Source organism: Acidovorax sp. DMC1, from assembly GCF_056314325.1.
On the sequence record NZ_JBQUYO010000001.1, the window covers coordinates 187,955 to 203,030 of the forward strand.

14 protein-coding genes are annotated in these 15,076 nt (G+C 62.2%); 4 read left to right on the plus strand and 10 right to left on the minus strand.

What is annotated here, in order from left to right; all coding sequences use genetic code 11:
- Positions 1-14 precede the first annotated feature (14 nt).
- From ACT531_RS00855 to ACT531_RS00895, 9 genes are all read right to left on the minus strand, one after another.
- Positions 15-1,196: a type II secretion system F family protein gene (locus ACT531_RS00855; protein ID WP_476016159.1), complete on the minus strand. Its 1,182-nt coding sequence runs from the start codon at positions 1,194-1,196 to the stop codon at positions 15-17.
- Between the two features lie 19 nt (positions 1,197-1,215).
- On the minus strand, positions 1,216-2,943 hold the full coding sequence (locus ACT531_RS00860) for a GspE/PulE family protein (protein ID WP_476016160.1): 1,728 nt from the start codon (positions 2,941-2,943) through the stop codon (positions 1,216-1,218).
- A 72-nt stretch (positions 2,944-3,015) separates the two neighbouring features.
- Positions 3,016-4,038 (minus strand): glycosyltransferase family 2 protein, encoded by a 1,023-nt coding sequence (locus tag ACT531_RS00865; protein WP_476016161.1) that lies wholly within the window; start codon positions 4,036-4,038, stop codon positions 3,016-3,018.
- On the minus strand, positions 4,035-5,213 hold the full coding sequence (locus tag ACT531_RS00870; protein ID WP_476016613.1) for a DUF1972 domain-containing protein: 1,179 nt from the start codon (positions 5,211-5,213) through the stop codon (positions 4,035-4,037). The genes ACT531_RS00865 and ACT531_RS00870 overlap by 4 nt, the downstream gene beginning before the upstream one ends.
- Positions 5,214-5,224: 11 nt before the next feature.
- Positions 5,225-5,770, minus strand: a complete 546-nt coding sequence (gene rfbC, locus ACT531_RS00875; protein WP_476016162.1) for a dTDP-4-dehydrorhamnose 3,5-epimerase — start codon at positions 5,768-5,770, stop codon at positions 5,225-5,227.
- 6 nt (positions 5,771-5,776) lie between these two features.
- Entirely contained in the window at positions 5,777-6,661 is an 885-nt protein-coding gene (rfbA, locus tag ACT531_RS00880; RefSeq protein WP_476016163.1) for a glucose-1-phosphate thymidylyltransferase RfbA, read from the minus strand.
- A gap of 13 nt (positions 6,662-6,674) precedes the next feature.
- Positions 6,675-7,565, minus strand: a complete 891-nt coding sequence (gene rfbD, locus ACT531_RS00885; RefSeq protein ID WP_476016164.1) for a dTDP-4-dehydrorhamnose reductase — start codon at positions 7,563-7,565, stop codon at positions 6,675-6,677.
- Positions 7,562-8,650 (minus strand): dTDP-glucose 4,6-dehydratase, encoded by a 1,089-nt coding sequence (rfbB, locus tag ACT531_RS00890; RefSeq protein ID WP_476016165.1) that lies wholly within the window; start codon positions 8,648-8,650, stop codon positions 7,562-7,564. Before rfbB ends, rfbD begins: the two co-directional genes overlap by 4 nt.
- Positions 8,651-8,761: 111 nt before the next feature.
- Entirely contained in the window at positions 8,762-10,747 is a 1,986-nt protein-coding gene (locus tag ACT531_RS00895; protein ID WP_476016166.1) for an SDR family oxidoreductase, read from the minus strand.
- Between the two features lie 228 nt (positions 10,748-10,975).
- Between ACT531_RS00895 and ACT531_RS00900 the strand changes: the two genes are divergently transcribed.
- From ACT531_RS00900 to ACT531_RS00910, 3 genes are all read left to right on the plus strand, one after another.
- Positions 10,976-11,569 carry a phasin family protein gene (locus tag ACT531_RS00900; RefSeq protein ID WP_295941493.1) on the plus strand — a complete coding sequence of 198 codons (594 nt, stop codon included), beginning with the start codon at positions 10,976-10,978 and terminating at the stop codon, positions 11,567-11,569.
- A gap of 229 nt (positions 11,570-11,798) precedes the next feature.
- Entirely contained in the window at positions 11,799-12,461 is a 663-nt protein-coding gene (locus ACT531_RS00905) for a TetR/AcrR family transcriptional regulator (RefSeq protein ID WP_015012420.1), read from the plus strand.
- A 56-nt stretch (positions 12,462-12,517) separates the two neighbouring features.
- Complete coding sequence (locus ACT531_RS00910; protein WP_476016167.1) at positions 12,518-13,294, plus strand: hypothetical protein; 777 nt, start codon at positions 12,518-12,520, stop codon at positions 13,292-13,294.
- A 290-nt stretch (positions 13,295-13,584) separates the two neighbouring features.
- Here the strand turns inward: ACT531_RS00910 and ACT531_RS00915 are convergent, their stop codons facing one another.
- Positions 13,585-14,352: a type III pantothenate kinase gene (locus ACT531_RS00915; protein WP_209816274.1), complete on the minus strand. Its 768-nt coding sequence runs from the start codon at positions 14,350-14,352 to the stop codon at positions 13,585-13,587.
- A gap of 170 nt (positions 14,353-14,522) precedes the next feature.
- On the opposite strand from ACT531_RS00915, the gene lysM reads away from it, so the two are divergent.
- Positions 14,523-15,011, plus strand: a complete 489-nt coding sequence (lysM, locus tag ACT531_RS00920) for a peptidoglycan-binding protein LysM (RefSeq protein WP_015012417.1) — start codon at positions 14,523-14,525, stop codon at positions 15,009-15,011.
- Positions 15,012-15,076: the final 65 nt, after the last annotated feature.

Below are 15,076 nucleotides of genomic sequence, written 5' to 3' on the forward strand. Positions count from 1 at the left end.
AATCAAGACAAAATCTAAATGGTGTCATTGATGGACAAGACACCACCCAGGATGGCGATAATGATAAATGCGACCAATGCACCGAGCACGATAATGATCAACGGTTCCATGGCGGCCAGAACGCGGCCCATCGTCCGTCGGCCTTCGTCCTCATATCGGTCCGCAAGGCCCAATAAGGTTGCATCAAGCTGCCCAGTTTCTTCAGCCACCCGAATCAATTGCGGTGTGCTGGACTTGCCCAAGTAGGGTGACACAAAACCTGTGGATAACCGCTTGCCCGACTTGACCAAGCTGACCAGGGGCTCGATATCTTTACGCAAAGCCGCGTTGGTGAGTGTGTCCACAGCGATGCGCAAGGCGTCCACCATGGGTACACCGCGCTGCAACAGGATGCCGAATGTCCGGAAATAGACTGCAAACTGCAGGTTGCGTAGCACCTTGCCAAAAAGCGGAATATCCAGCAAAAGACTATGCAGCCGCAAGCGGCCCGTGGCGGTCGCCGCCCAGCGCGAGCCCACGAACAGCGCCACGGCCACACCCAGAAGAATGACCATCCAATGCGTGCGGATGGCGTCGCTCATGTTCACGACCATTCGCGTCGAATAGGGCAGCTTATCGCCCATGGAGTCAAAAATCTCCCGAAACTGAGGTACCACAAACGCGAGCAGGAGCACCACCGACAGAACAGCCACCACCAGGAGGATGACCGGGTAGGTCATGGAGGAGATGACATAGTTACGCAGCTTGTCATCCGCCTCCAGTTGCGCCGTCAGTTCCTTCAGGACCACATGCAGTGAGCCCGAGGTTTCACCGGCGCGTATCAGTACCAGGTACTGGCGCCCCAGATCGGGCTCGAACGGCTGTAAAGACTGATAAAGAGATTTCCCCCCGCGCACTCCCTCTTCGACTTTGGAAATAAAGACTTTGAGACGGTCGGTTTCGGCCGTCTCTTTGAGCATGGCCAGAGCCTTGTCCAAGGGCATATTTGCGTGCTTCAAATGAGCCATCTCGCGGCTGAACAGGAGGATGTCTGCGCGCTTGAGCCGAGCGCCACGGCTTTGCGGCGCGTCCGGGGAAAACGCCCGGTCGGAATCAGTGATGCGCACGGGGGTCACCCCTTGCCCCATCAGACGCAGCCTTGCGGTCTCTTCATTGGGCGCACGGATGGAGCCCTGACAGGCTTTGCCATCGGACATTACGCCCTCGTATTGGAAATCAATCATTTTGACGAGCGACGCGCAACACTTCTTCAGCAGTCGTCAGACCCTTGAATACCTTGGTGGCGCCATCCTGCAACAAGTTCCCCCCGGCATAGGCTCCGTCATCGCTGCCAAGCGATGATCCACGTTCCAACACGACCTTCTTGACGTCTTCTGTCAAGACCAGTAGTTCGTGAATGGCCACCCGTCCCCGATAGCCCGTGCCACGGCAGGCGGAGCAACCGACTGCCCGATACAAGGTCTGCCCCTGCGGTAACTGCATGCCCAGGGAGGCAGCCGCCGCGTTGGCCTGCTCCTGCGCCAGCGGCGCCCTGCATTGCTCACAGAGCTTGCGCACCAGCCGCTGAGCCAGCACCCCCACCACGGAGGCCGTGATGAGATAGGGCTCCACCCCCATATTGATGAGGCGCACGATGGCGCCCAGAGCGCTGTTCGTGTGGAGGGTCGAGAGTACCAAATGGCCCGTCAGTGCAGCCTGTACGGCAATCTCGGCGGTTTCGCCATCGCGCATTTCACCGATCATGATGACGTCCGGGTCCTGGCGCAGGAAAGAGCGCAGCACCTTGGCGAAGGTCAGTCCAATCTGGGGCTGCACCTGCACCTGGTTGAGCCACTGCAGTCGGTATTCCACCGGGTCTTCCACCGTGAGGATCTTTAGGTTCTCGCCCTCCAGTTCCTGCATAGATGCATACAGGGTTGTGGACTTGCCTGATCCGGTCGGCCCCGTCACCAGGAAAATGCCGTGCGGAACGCTGAGCATCTGGCGCATGACCTGGAGCGTAGCAGGCGTGAAATTCAGGCTTTCCAGGGAGAGCAGGTCAAAGTTCTTCTCCAGCAAGCGCATGACCACCGACTCACCAAACATGGTTGGAATGGTGGACACCCGAGCGTCCATCTCCTTGCCGTGCACCCTCAGTTTGGTGCGACCATCCTGCGGCATGCGGCGCTCGGCAATGTCCAGCTGCGACAGGATCTTGATGCGAGAAACAACCGCCGGTGCGTCCTTGTTGTCTATTTCGTCGATGGGAAAGATTTCGCCATCCACCCGGATACGCACCACCGACTTTTCTTCATAGGTTTCGATGTGGATGTCCGATGCTTGCGCCGCCACAGCCTGGGCCAGGATCTGGCTCACACGCTGGATGATGGGCGCCTCGGACGCCATGTCACGCAGATGCTCGATGAACTCTGACGCTTCGGGCTGGTCGCCACCGCCCTCTTCGTCTTGCGCGGGGTCCTGCACATACCACTCGTTCAACTGATTGGCGATCTCGGATTCCAGCCCGAAACAGATTCGCGGAATCTGCCCAAACACAAGCCGCAGTGCTCCCCGAAGCTGCGTGCTCTGGGGGTCTACCGCCGCAAAGTCAGGAATGGACTGATCGGCATCGAGGTCGTCCGCGTCACCCAACGGTAAGAGATTGTTTGCCAGCAGGAAGCTGGTATTCAGCCTGGCGGTGCGCGGCTTTTGTTCGGGGAAGGCATCTTGGCGCACTAGTGGCAATCCTGCCTGACGCGAGAGGGCCGTATAAACATCCACCTCAGACACCAAACCCAGGCTGATGAGCAGACGCCCCAACCTGCCGCCCATGGAGCGCTGGACTTCTAGCGCCCGCTCAAGGTCATTGCGGGAGAGCTTCTGGTCGGCAAGCAACATTTCCCCCAGCTTGGGCGCAGCGATATCAACGCTTTTCATTTCGATGACTTCAGCCGAAGAATTCATTACCTGCGCCTTTGCATATTTCCCGACCAGACAGATACACGCGGGATTTATCGGATCCACCCCACAGACCAATCACTCCAACCACAGCAAACAGCGGCTCAGGCGATCCAGCTCGGGGCCAACATAATAGTGTCGATAGCCAGCAAGCCGCTGCCATAAAGGGCGGCGTCTCCAAGCCAAGTATTCTGACACGTAGGCCTCATCCGCCTTGCGCTCACGCAACCGGAGCTGAAGCGCCAAGGCTTGGAGGTAGGTCGCACGGCCCAAGGCCCTCACCCGACGAACGACCCCGGAGCCATCCGTGCACATGCGCAGCAACCGAGTCGTCAATCCTCGGTCTTTGGCCCCTACCTGGTTGGCGCCATGCTGCCGGTAGAGCATCAAAGGAGTGTCGATAAATGACCTTCGCCCGCTGCCGCTGATCAGGGCGCACCACCAGTCGTGCATGATGGTTTCCTTTGGGAGGGGCAAGGCCATGCTGAGGAGCGCTCGATTGACCATCATGGTGCAACCTGTTACCTGGTTCACGCTCAGAAGCGAGAGAGGCGAGCAAGTCATCGGCTCCATCCGCTGGTAGCGAGCAAATGACGGGGAAAGCACCGCCAGACCTTCGTCCACGACCACGAGGTCCGAATGAACCAGGCAAGGCATGTTCGAACCGTCAGAACCTTCTGTCCGCAGCATCTCGCCCAGGGTCGTTGCGATTTTTTCGGGATACCAGACATCGTCTTGGTCAGCAAACACTGCCCACGAGGCCAGGCCATCGTTCAAACTCGCAAACATGAGGTTTTCGAAGTTCCGGACCACTCCCTTCCCGGCACAAGGGTTAGGCACGATGACTAGACGATCCCCCCAACGGGCGTGGTACTGGCGCAGGATCTCCACGGTGGCATCTGTAGAGCCATCATCACTAACCAGAATCCGAATATTCGGGTAAGTTTGGGCCAAAATGGATTCGAGTTGCTCCACGAGGTACTTCGATCCGTTGTAAGTGGCCAGCAGCACATCCACCCGTTCGGAGCCCTGGATGCACTTGGCCCGCTCTACGCCCCATCCCACCGCGACAGCACGCCCGCCAGCGTTGCCATTGCTCACGGTTGGGCCACTCCTGCGAGGTTGCCCCGTCTGCATTCAGCGCGCATCAGCGCTTCATAGGCATCGGAAATCCCTTCCCAGGTGTAGTGCTCCGAGACAACGGCACGCGCACGCTGGGCGCGCAGGGCTTGCCGGGCCGCTCCGTGGCGAAACAGCTCGTCCAAACTTCGCGCCAGTTGCTCCGGGGTGCGGAAGTACTCTGCAGCGTCTCGCGCAACCTCCCGGTTGTAGGGGTTGTCATGGGCAATGACCCAATTACCGCAGGCCAACGCTTCCAGCAACGACGGGTTGGTCCCTCCCACAGAGTGGCCGTGCAGGTAACAGGCGGCATGCACACGCAGGCTCTGAAGTTGAGCGGTATCGTAAATGCCACCCACAAAACGCACCCGCTCACTGGCCAGCGCCTTCAGCTGCCGCTGGTAGGACGTGGTGCCCGACACTTCTCCCACCACCACGAGAGGCCAGTCCCCTCCATGCAGCAAGTAGCCCTGGACAATCTCCAGAATGTGGTTTTCCGGCTCTGGTCGAGCGACCACAAGCATGTAGCGGTGCGCTTGTAGGCCCCAGGCGGCGAGTACCGAGGGGTCGGTCGCTTCGGCCGGGACCAACTCCGCACCATAGGCAATAAAGCTGGTAGGAGCGCCCGATGGGTACTTCTGGCGAAACCGCTGAGCGATAGCCTCGGCGTCTGCAATCAGGCGCGTAGCCACCTTGGTGGACATCCACTCCATGCAGCGCAGGTAAGTCCGCGCACCCCAGCCCCATTTGCTGCGGGCCCATTCCAGCCCATCCACATTGATCCAGACGGGCACTCCAAACACCCGGGGCCACCAGCAGGCCCAAGCGGCACCATAGCCCAGCATATAGACCAAGTCATAGCCCCGGCGAGCGTCCCAAAGGCAGGCGCAGTCGTAGGCCAGCACCGACGCGGCCCCCCACCGGGGCCGTCGCCGAGAGCGAACGCGGACGCCTTGGTAGACGGCATCTGCCACCGGCTGGTCTGTGCATTCCGCATAGACCGTGACTTGGTGCCCACGGGATGCCAAGCGGATCGCCAATTGCTCCGCAAAGGTTTCAAATCCACCGTAGCTCGCTGGAATCCCCCGCGCGCCCAGGATTGCAACCCTCAACGTGGCTGGAACCGCACCGGCTCCGGACGCCCCGGCAGCCTGCACCGCAGGAGTGTTCAAAGGTCCGCCTCTGCAAGCCAGCGTCCCGCTTGATCTTTAGGAGACAGTTGAATGACTGCCTCCACGGAAGGCCAGGCAATGGACAGCTGCGGATCATCCCAGCGGATGCAGCGCTCGTGCTCAGGACTGTAGTAATCGGTGGTCTTGTAGAGGAAGTCGGCCGACTCGGAAAGCACCAGAAAACCATGCGCTAGTCCTGGGGGCACCCAAAGCTGGCGGTGGTTGTCCTCCGTCAACAGCGCGCCCACCCATTGACCGAAGGTAGGAGAATCCTTGCGGATGTCCACAGCCACATCGAACACGGCTCCACGCACTACCCGTACCAGCTTGCCCTGCGCCCGGGGAGGCAATTGGTAATGCAGGCCACGCAGCACGCCCTGGCTGCTGCGGCTATGGTTGTCCTGCACGAAGTCGCACTGGACCCCTGTGGCCGCCCAGAACGCTTGTTGGTTGAAGCTCTCGTAAAAAAAACCGCGGCTGTCACCGAACACTTTGGGTTCGATCAGCATAACGTCGGGGATGGATTGCCGGATAGCTTGCATGGCGGATCAATAGACCTTGTCGTTCAACAGGCGCTGCAGGTACTGGCCATAACCGTTCTTGGACAGGGGTTGCGCCAGGCGGGCCAACTGCTCGCTATCGATCCAGCCGGACCGCCAAGAAATCTCTTCGGGGCATGCGATCTTCAGTCCTTGACGATGCTCCAGCGTGGCAATGAACTGGCCCGCTTCGAGCAGGCTTTCATGCGTACCGGTATCCAGCCAGGCATAGCCACGGCCCATGATCTCCACGCTCAGTTGTTCCTGCTCCAGATACAGCCTGTTCAGGTCGGTGATTTCCAGTTCACCGCGTGGCGACGGCTGGAGGCCCTTGGCCATCTGCGCCACCTGGCTGTCGTAGAAGTACAGGCCTGTGACAGCGTAGCTGCTCTTGGGATGCGCAGGCTTTTCTTCCAGCGACAGCACCTTGCCGCTGGCATCGAACTCGGCGACGCCGTAACGCTCTGGGTCCTGCACATGATAGGCAAACACGCTGGCGCCTTGCGCGCGCTGCTGGGCGTTGCCCAGCAGTTCGTGGAAGTCGTGGCCGTAGAAGATGTTGTCGCCCAGCACCAGCGCACTGGGCGCACCGGCCAGGAAGGACTCTCCGATGATGAACGCCTGCGCCAAGCCATCCGGGCTGGGCTGCACGGCATATTGCAGGTTCAGGCCCCACTGGCTGCCATCGCCCAGCAGCTGCTCGAACCGCGGCGTGTCCTGCGGCGTGCTGATGACCAGGATGTCGCGAATGCCCGCCAGCATCAGCGTGCTCAGCGGGTAGTAAATCATGGGTTTGTCGTACACCGGCAACAACTGCTTGCTGATGGCCAGGGTGGCGGGGTGCAGCCGGGTGCCGGAGCCTCCAGCCAGGATGATGCCTTTGCGTTGCGTCATATGAGGGTGCCGATCAGAGAATTTCAGCCAGCATGCGCGCCACGCCCGCTTGCCAGTGCGGCATCTTCAAGCCGAAGGTGGCCTGCAGCTTGCCGGTATCAAGGCGCGAATTGTGCGGACGCACAGCGGGAGTGGGGAACGCGCTCGTCGGAACGGGTGCAATCTCACTTGCTTTTATTTTGATAGCAGGCTGCGTAATCTGTGCCTGCGCAATCACGAATTTTGCGTACTCATTCCAGTTCGTTGCACCAGCTGCTGCGCAGTGGTACAGGCCTGCGTCCTGCGGACGCTGCTGCAGGTGGCGCAGTGCATGCGCCGTCACGTCGGCCAGCAGGTCGGCCCCCGTGGGCGCCCCCCACTGGTCGTCGATCACGGTCAGGCGATCGCGCTCCTGCGCCAGGCGCAGCATGGTCTTGGCGAAGTTGCCGCCACGCGCCGCATAGACCCAGCTGGTGCGCAGGATCAGATGCTTTGCGCAAGCCTCTGCGATGAGCCGCTCTCCTTCGAGCTTGGTGCGGCCGTACACGCTCAAGGGGGCCGGCGTGTCGGTTTCGAGCCAAGGGCGGCTACCGCTGCCGTTGAAGACATAGTCGGTGCTGTAGTGGACCAGCAATGCGCCGAGCTTCGCAGCCTCCTGCGCAATGGCGCCGGGCGTGGCGGCATTCAGCGTGCGGGCGAAATCGGCCTCGCTCTCAGCCTTGTCCACGGCGGTGTGGGCGGCGGCATTGACGATGACGTCAGGACGCAATGCACGTACCGTCTCGGCCACACCGGCGGGGTTGGAGAAATCGCCGCAGTGCTCGGTACTGTCGAAGTCCAGGGCCGTGACGGTGCCCAGCACCGACAGGCTGCGCTGTAACTCCCAGCCGACCTGACCGCCTTTGCCAAAGAGCAGGATGTTCATGCGCTGGCGTCCGCAGCGGGGGCGGGCTGCTGCTCGTACTGGGTTTCTACCCAGTCGCGGTAGGCGCCGGTCTGCACGTTGGCCACCCAGTCGGCATGCTCAAGATACCACTGCACGGTCTTGCGGATGCCGGTGTCGAAGGTTTCGGCGGGCTTCCAGCCCAGCTCGCGCTCGATCTTGCGTGCATCGATCGCGTAGCGGCGGTCGTGGCCGGGACGGTCCTTCACGTAGGTGATCTGAGTGCGGTAGCTCTGGCCGTCAGCGCGGGGGCGCAGCTCGTCGAGCAGGCCACACACCATGTTCACGATCTCGATATTGGGCTTCTCGTTCCAGCCGCCCACGTTGTAGGTCTCGCCGGGGGTACCGGCTTCGAGCACGCGGCGGATGGCGCTGCAGTGGTCCTTCACATACAGCCAGTCGCGCACCTGCATGCCGTCGCCGTACACCGGCAGGTTCTTGCCGGCCAGGGCGTTCACGATCATCAGCGGGATCAGCTTCTCGGGGAAGTGGTAGGGCCCGTAGTTGTTGCTGCAGTTGGTGGTGAGGACCGGCAGGCCGTAGGTGTGGTGCCAGGCGCGCACCAGGTGGTCGCTGGCCGCCTTGCTGGCGCTGTAGGGGCTGTTGGGCTCGAAGCCGCGGGTTTCAGTGAAGGCCGGATCGGTAGGCGAAAGCGAGCCGTACACCTCATCGGTGGACACGTGCAGGAAGCGGAAGGCCGCACGCTCGCCCTCAGGCAGTGCGCTCCAGTGGGCGCGCACTGCTTCGAGCAGACGGAACGAGCCGACGATGTTGGTCTGGATGAAGTCCTCGGGCCCATGGATGGAGCGGTCCACATGGGATTCGGCTGCGAAGTTGACCACGGCGCGCGGTTTGTGCTCGGCCAGCAGGCGTGCCACCAGAGCGGTGTCGCCGATGTCGCCCTGCACGAAGATGTGCCGGGGGTCGCTCTGGATGCCATCCAGGTTGTGCAGGTTGCCCGCGTAGGTGAGCTTGTCGAGGTTGACCACAGGCTCGCCGGAGGCGGCAAGCCAGTCAAGAACGAAGTTGGCGCCGATGAAGCCTGCGCCGCCGGTAACCAGAATCATAGGGTGGGCTGTGTGAAATGCCAGCTCGGCAGAACCCACGATTATCCCACTCGACCAGGCTACCGGGTAACAGAGTTCAAAGCGGGTCTTTCTGCACGAACCAGGGAAACGTCAGAAGTGGATGCCGCGCATCATCTGCTGCAAGGCCACGGCCTCGGCCGACAGCTGCGGTTTGGCGTCCTTGCTGCCCTTGGCCGCGGTGGAATCCGGAAACATGCGGAAGCTGGTGTTCATGGTGATCTGGGCCACCCGTGGCACCAGCGCGTGCAGCAACTGGCCGGTGATGCCCAGGCGCGTGGCGATGCGCACCGGCTTGAAGATGCAGGCCTGGGCAATCATGTCGGCCGCCTCTTCCGGCGCCAAGGTGGGCACGTTGTTGTAGATCTTGGTGGGCGCAATCATGGGCGTGCGCACCAGCGGCATGTTGATGGTGGTGAAGGTGATGCCCTGGTCGGCAAACTCGCTCGACGCGCAGCGCGTCCAGGCATCCAGCGCCGCCTTGCTGGCCACGTAGGCCGAGAAGCGCGGCGCATTGGTCAGCACCCCGATGGAGCTGATGTTGACCACGTGGCCCTTGCGCTTTTCCACCATGCCGGGCAGCAGGCCCATGGTTACCCGCAGGCAGCCGAAGTAGTTCAGCTGCATGGTGCGCTCGTAGTCGTGGAAACGGTCGTAGCTCGACTCGATGGCGCGGCGGATGGAGCGGCCCGCGTTGTTGATCAAAAAGTCCACGCCGCCATGGTTGTCGATGAGCAGCTGCACGAAGCGGTCGCAATCGGCCATGTCGGCAATGTCGGCCGAATAGGCGATGAACTGGTAGCCCTTGGCCTTGGCTTCAGCACAGGCCTCGTCCAGCTTTTCCTGGTCTCGGCCGCAAATGATGGTGGTGGCGCCCGCCTCGGCAAACTTGTGCGCTGCTGCCAGGCCGATGCCGGACGACCCGCCCGTGATCAGCACCACCTTGCCCGCCACCGTGCCTTTGAGCGTGCGGTCGATGAACAGCTCGGGGTCCAGGTGGCGCTCCCAGTAGTCCCACAGGCGCCAGGCGTAGTCCTTGAGGTTGGGGCACGAAACGCCTGAGCCCTTGAGCGCCGCCAGTGTCTCGCGGCAGTCAAAGCGTGTGGGGTAGTTCACGAAGGTGAGCATGTCCTCGGGCAGGCCCAGGTCCTTCATGACCGCGTTGCGCACCCGGCGCACGGGCGCCAGCGCCATCAGGCTCTTCTTTACGCTCTTGGGGATGAAGCCCAGCAACGCAGCGTTGACGAACAGGTTCATGCGCGGCGCATGGGCTGCCCGGCTGAAAATGTCCAGCACATCGCCCACGCGGTAGCCCACCGGGTCCACCAGGTGGAAGCACTTCTTGCCGATGTCTTTCTGGTGGCTGATCACGTTGAGCGCGTTCACCACAAAGTCCACGGGCACGATGTTCACGCGCCCGCCCTCCAGGCCCACGGTGGGCATCCAGGGCGGCAGCAGCTGGCGCAAACGCTGGATGAGCTTGAAAAAGTAGTAGGGGCCGTCGATCTTGTCCATCTCGCCGGTCTGGCTATCGCCCACCACCATGGCCGGGCGGTACACCGTCCAGGGCACCTTGCAATCGTGGCGCACGATCTTTTCGCTTTCGTGCTTGGTCTGGAAGTACGGGTGGTCCAGGCCCTCGGCCTCGTCAAACATGTCTTCGCGGAACACGCCTTCGTACAGGCCGGCGGCTGCGATGGAGGAGACATGGTGGAAGTGCCCGGCATCGATGGCCTTGGCCAGGTCCACCGTGTTGCGCGTGCCCTCGATGTTCACGGCCACCTGGGTTTCCTCATCGGCAGCCAGGTCGTACACCGCAGCCAGGTGGTAGAAGTGGTCGATCTGGCCCTTGAGCTTCTTGACATCGTCGGCCGCCACGCCCAGCTTCTTGGCCGTGAGGTCACCAAACACGGGAACGGCGCGTGCAGGGCCCACGCCCCAGAAGCTGCGCAGGTCGGCCACCTTGTCGGCACTCTCCTTGCGGATCAGGAAGTGGACCACCGCCCCCTTGCGCTCCAGCAGCTTCTTGACCAGCCGCTTGCCAATGAACCCCGTTGCCCCCGTCACGAAATACTGCATGGATAACTCCTCTGAGATAACTTCATTCTTGCCCAAGGCCTGCGCACCCCGATTCAGCAGAAACCCGCGCCGATGCTAGGCGGCCAGCGCCCTCCCCCGCTAGATGGCACGCTCTACATTTTTAGGAGCGCGCGCCTACACCTTGCGCACCGTGCGGCGTACAGTGCGGCCATGCGTCGAAGGCAAAATCGCCCCGGCAACCCCAACCAACCGCACCACGGAGGCCTCATGGTCAAGAAACTGCAGAAACTCAGCGCTGACAAGAAGAAGAGCAACGCCCAACTGTCCAGCACCGTCAAGGACTCCGCCCAGCAGATCTGGCTGGCTGGCTTGGGGGCCTTCTCCAAGGCACAGGAAGAAGGCGGCAAGGTGTTTGAAGCCCTGGTCAAGGAAGGCCTGACCATCCAGCGCAAGACCCAGGCCGTGGCCGAAGAAAAGATCACCGAAGCCACCAGCCGCGTGACCACCATGGCCAGCGACATCGGCTCCAAGGCCCAGGGCCAGTGGGACAAGCTCGAAAACATCTTTGAAGACCGCGTGGCCAAGGCTCTGGCCAAGCTGGGCGTGCCCTCAGCCCGCGACCTGGAAGCCCTGAGCGCCCGTGTGGACGCACTGGCCAAGGGCAGCAAGGCGGCTCCCGCCAAGGCTGCGGCCAAGCCCGCTGCCAAGGCTCCTGTCAAGAAAGCGGCCGCAAAGAAGGCCGCTCCTGCCAAGGCTGCAGCCAAGCCCGCTGCCAAGGCCCCCGCGAAGAAGGCTGCGGCCAAGAAGACCGCACCACGTGCCGCTGCCGACACTGGCACCAGCACGCCGTCGGCCAGCTGATCACAGGCTTGCCGCTGGCAAGCACCCAGCCCGCACCAAGCGGTCCACGCGCCACAGCGCCTGGGCCGCTTTTCTTTTATTGGTGAAACCCTTGAAGTGCGCTACAAGCAGCCTGGATGCTGCACGCGCGCCCTTTGCTCATGTCGCACTGCAGCATGACTGCGTGGGTTAGAGTAGCCATCAGAGACACCGAAACAACGAAGTACAACGACGCGAAGGGCACGCACACATGGTGAAGAAAGCGCCACGCCGCACCGCAGAACGCATTCTGGAAGTGACGCTGGACCTGTTCAACCGGTTCGGCGAACCCAATGTCTCCACCACCCTGATCTCGGCCGAGCTGCGCATCAGCCCCGGCAACCTGTACTACCACTATCCCGCCAAGGACGAGCTGATCAACGCGCTGTTTGATCGCTACGAAGCCTCGCTCACCGAGCTGCTGGCCGCAGCAGACGGTGTGCGCAATGTGGAGGACGCCTGGTTCTTCATGCACTCGCTGTTCGAGCTGATCTGGCAGTACCGCTTTCTGTACCGCGATCTCAACGACCTGCTGTCCAAGAACCGGCGCCTGGAGACGCACTTCCAGGCCATCCTCAAGAACAAGACCCGCGCCGTGCGCGCCATGCTGGACGGCATGGGTCGCGCCGACGCATTGCACATCGATTCGCGCGAGCTGGAGGCTACGGCCACCAGCATGGTCGTGGTGCTCACCTACTGGCTCAGCTTTGAATATGTGCGCGACCCGCGCCGTGCGCTGGAGCCCGAAAGCGCCCAAGCCGCGCTGCTGCGCGGCGCCCACCATGTGCTGAACCTGCTCATGCCGTACCTCGAAAGCGGCCAGCGCGCCCACCTGCTGGAGCTGGTCGGCGCCTACGCCGCAGTGCCTGGCTGATGCAGAGACAGCCCACCACAGACACCCCACCACAAGAACTTCCGGAGACACACACCATGGCCAAATGGACCCCCTTCCCCCACGCCGGCGACTACCAGTTCGACGCTGCGAGCGTCAAGAAGCACTGGGCACGACTGCATGGCGGTGATGCAGAACCCTGCCCCAAGGACGCAGCCGTGCTGGAAGCGTGGGCGCTGTTCCATAACGGAGACTTCGAGAAGGCGGCAGCAGCAGGCCTGGCCGCCGGTGGCGCAGGCATCACTGCGGCCAACAAAGCCACTTCCATCTACGCCAACTACCTGGAGCCCAAGGAAAAGACGCGCCTGGACCTGTTCATGCAAGTGGCCGAAAGGGCCGAGGCCCAGGCCGCCGCAGAACCGAACAATGCCAACGCCTGGTACTGGCATGCGTATGCTCTGGGCCGCTACAGCCAGGGCATCAGCGTGGCCAAGGCGCTGGCGCAGGGGCTGGGCGGCAAGGTGAAGGAGTCGCTGGAAAAGGCCATTGCCCTGTCACCCAAACATGCCGATGCACGCATCGCTCTGGGCGCCTTTCATGCCGAGGTGATCGACAAGGTGGGCTCGCTGATTGGTGGCATGACCTACGGCGCCAAGAAGGACACGGGCCTCAAGCTGTTTCAGGAAGCGCTCAAGCTCAACCCCGGCTCGGCCATTGCGATGATCGAATACGCCAACGCACTGGTCATGCTGGAAGGCGACAAAAAGATGAAGGAAGCCACCGCGCTGTACGAAAAAGCCGCCACCGCCGAGCCCCTGGATGCCATGGAGCGGCTGGATGTGGAAATGGCGCGGAGCGAACTCGAAGAAGAATAAGTTCGGTACATCCCCCTGAGGCGCTTCGCGCCTTCCCCCTTCTCTCGAATCACTGCGTGATTCGGGAAGGGGGACACCGCCAGCGCCCGTAAGAGAAGCGCCGCCTTTGCGGCTAAGCGGCCCTTGCGCAGCGGTCGCTGGTGTTTTGAGCAGCGACAGTTTCAACCATCTGTAACGAAAGAAGTCCCACCAAAGACCGCGCAGTGAAAGGTTGGCTGAAGCGATTTCCGGTTTCTGGCGGACGAGTGCCCACTGCAAAACTCTCGCACCGCCGTCTGCAGCCGCAGCCCTCAGCCCCCAAACCGCCGCGCAGCAATCTCCAGCAGCCCATCAAAAATCAGGTTGTCCACCAGTTCGAACGGCCGCGTCATGCTGGGCGCCATCTTCCAGCCCGCGCCGCCGGTCATGATGCAGGCGGGCTCCTGGCCGCAGTGTTGCAGCAGGTGCTGGTACATGCGCTCCACGGCCCCTGCGATGGCGTAGGTGCCACCGCTGGTCAGGGCATCGCTGGTATTGGTGGGGAACGGGCGCACTTCACCGGTGGGCACATGCAGCCCGGCCGTGCCCGATTCGAGTGCTCGGAGCATGATGCCGTGGCCGGGCAAGATCAGGCCGCCCATGAAGCGGCCTTCGGTGTCGATGCATTCCACCGTCACGGCCGTGCCCACCATCACCACCACCAGCGGCCGTGCGGGGCCGCGTGCCAGCACATGGTGGCGCGCGCCGATCATGGCCACCCAGCGGTCGGAGCCCAGGCGCGAGGGATGGTCGTAGCCATTGGTCAGCCCCGCCTCCTGCGCCGATGACACCACCCACGAGGGGGCCACGTCCCACAGCTCCATTTGCTCTTGCACGCGGCGTTTGACGGCATCTCCTGCTACCACGCAGCCCAGCATGCGCTCCGGGTGCGGCAAAGAGGCCCAGCTGCCTTCGGCCAGGCGGTCGATGTGGTCGAGGAATTCGGCGCCATGCGCGATCAGCGCAGCCCCGGGGCGGGGAGCGTCGTACAACGCCCATTTGAGACGGGTGTTACCGACGTCGATGGCCAGAAAAGTCATGCGGCGGATTATCCCGAGTTTTGGCATCGGGGCTGATCCCGCCGAGACAGCCCCACAGCGGCCCGCGCGGGAATGTGAAAAATCGTTTCACACCTTTCGTCTGACACCGGCGCGCCCTCCATTGCCGCTACAGTGGCCTCTCCTTTTTCTGCAACCTCAGGAGGTACGACATGGGTCTTTTCAGTTTCATCAAGGAAGCCGGTGAAAAGCTGTTTGGTGGTAAGGACGCGCAAGCTGCCACCGCCGCCGCTCCCACGCAGGATGAACTCAACGCCAAGGCGAGCAAGGCCATCGAGACCTACATCGCCGCGCAAAACCTGGGCGCCAGCAATGTGCAGGTGGCCTTTCAGGGCCCCGAAGGCAAGGTCACGGTGAAGGGCACCGCCCCCACCCAGGCCGCCAAAGAGAAGATCACCCTGTGCTGCGGCAACGTGGCCAGCGTGACCAGCGTCGAGAACCTGATGGAGGTGACCAACCCCGAGCCCGAAGCCCAGTACCACGACGTGGTGCGCGGCGACACGCTCAGCGCCATTGCCAAGAAGTTCTACGGCGACGCCAACAAGTACCCCGTGATCTTCGAAGCCAACAAGCCCATGCTGAGCCACCCCGACAAGATCTATCCCGGCCAGAAGCTGCGTATCCCGCCCCTGGCCAAGTAAGCCTTCTCGGCCTCAAGACCAAAGAGCTGCCAGCGCTTGTAAATCAGGCGCTGGCAGCTCTTTTT

Excerpts from the sequence above, each read along its gene's own strand:
- ACT531_RS00855 (WP_476016159.1), bottom strand. The coding sequence starts at position 1,196 with ATGTCCGATGGCAAAGCCTGTCAGGGCTCCATCCGTGCGCCCAATGAA.
- ACT531_RS00860 (WP_476016160.1), bottom strand. The coding sequence starts at position 2,943 with ATGAATTCTTCGGCTGAAGTCATCGAAATGAAAAGCGTTGATATCGCT.
- rfbC (WP_476016162.1), bottom strand. The coding sequence starts at position 5,770 with ATGCAAGCTATCCGGCAATCCATCCCCGACGTTATGCTGATCGAACCC.
- rfbA (WP_476016163.1), bottom strand. The coding sequence starts at position 6,661 with ATGACGCAACGCAAAGGCATCATCCTGGCTGGAGGCTCCGGCACCCGG.
- rfbD (WP_476016164.1), bottom strand. The coding sequence starts at position 7,565 with ATGAACATCCTGCTCTTTGGCAAAGGCGGTCAGGTCGGCTGGGAGTTA.
- rfbB (WP_476016165.1), bottom strand. The coding sequence starts at position 8,650 with ATGATTCTGGTTACCGGCGGCGCAGGCTTCATCGGCGCCAACTTCGTT.
- ACT531_RS00895 (WP_476016166.1), bottom strand. The coding sequence starts at position 10,747 with ATGCAGTATTTCGTGACGGGGGCAACGGGGTTCATTGGCAAGCGGCTG.
- ACT531_RS00900 (WP_295941493.1), top strand. The coding sequence starts at position 10,976 with ATGGTCAAGAAACTGCAGAAACTCAGCGCTGACAAGAAGAAGAGCAAC.
- ACT531_RS00905 (WP_015012420.1), top strand. The coding sequence starts at position 11,799 with ATGGTGAAGAAAGCGCCACGCCGCACCGCAGAACGCATTCTGGAAGTG.
- ACT531_RS00910 (WP_476016167.1), top strand. The coding sequence starts at position 12,518 with ATGGCCAAATGGACCCCCTTCCCCCACGCCGGCGACTACCAGTTCGAC.
- ACT531_RS00915 (WP_209816274.1), bottom strand. The coding sequence starts at position 14,352 with ATGACTTTTCTGGCCATCGACGTCGGTAACACCCGTCTCAAATGGGCG.
- lysM (WP_015012417.1), top strand. The coding sequence starts at position 14,523 with ATGGGTCTTTTCAGTTTCATCAAGGAAGCCGGTGAAAAGCTGTTTGGT.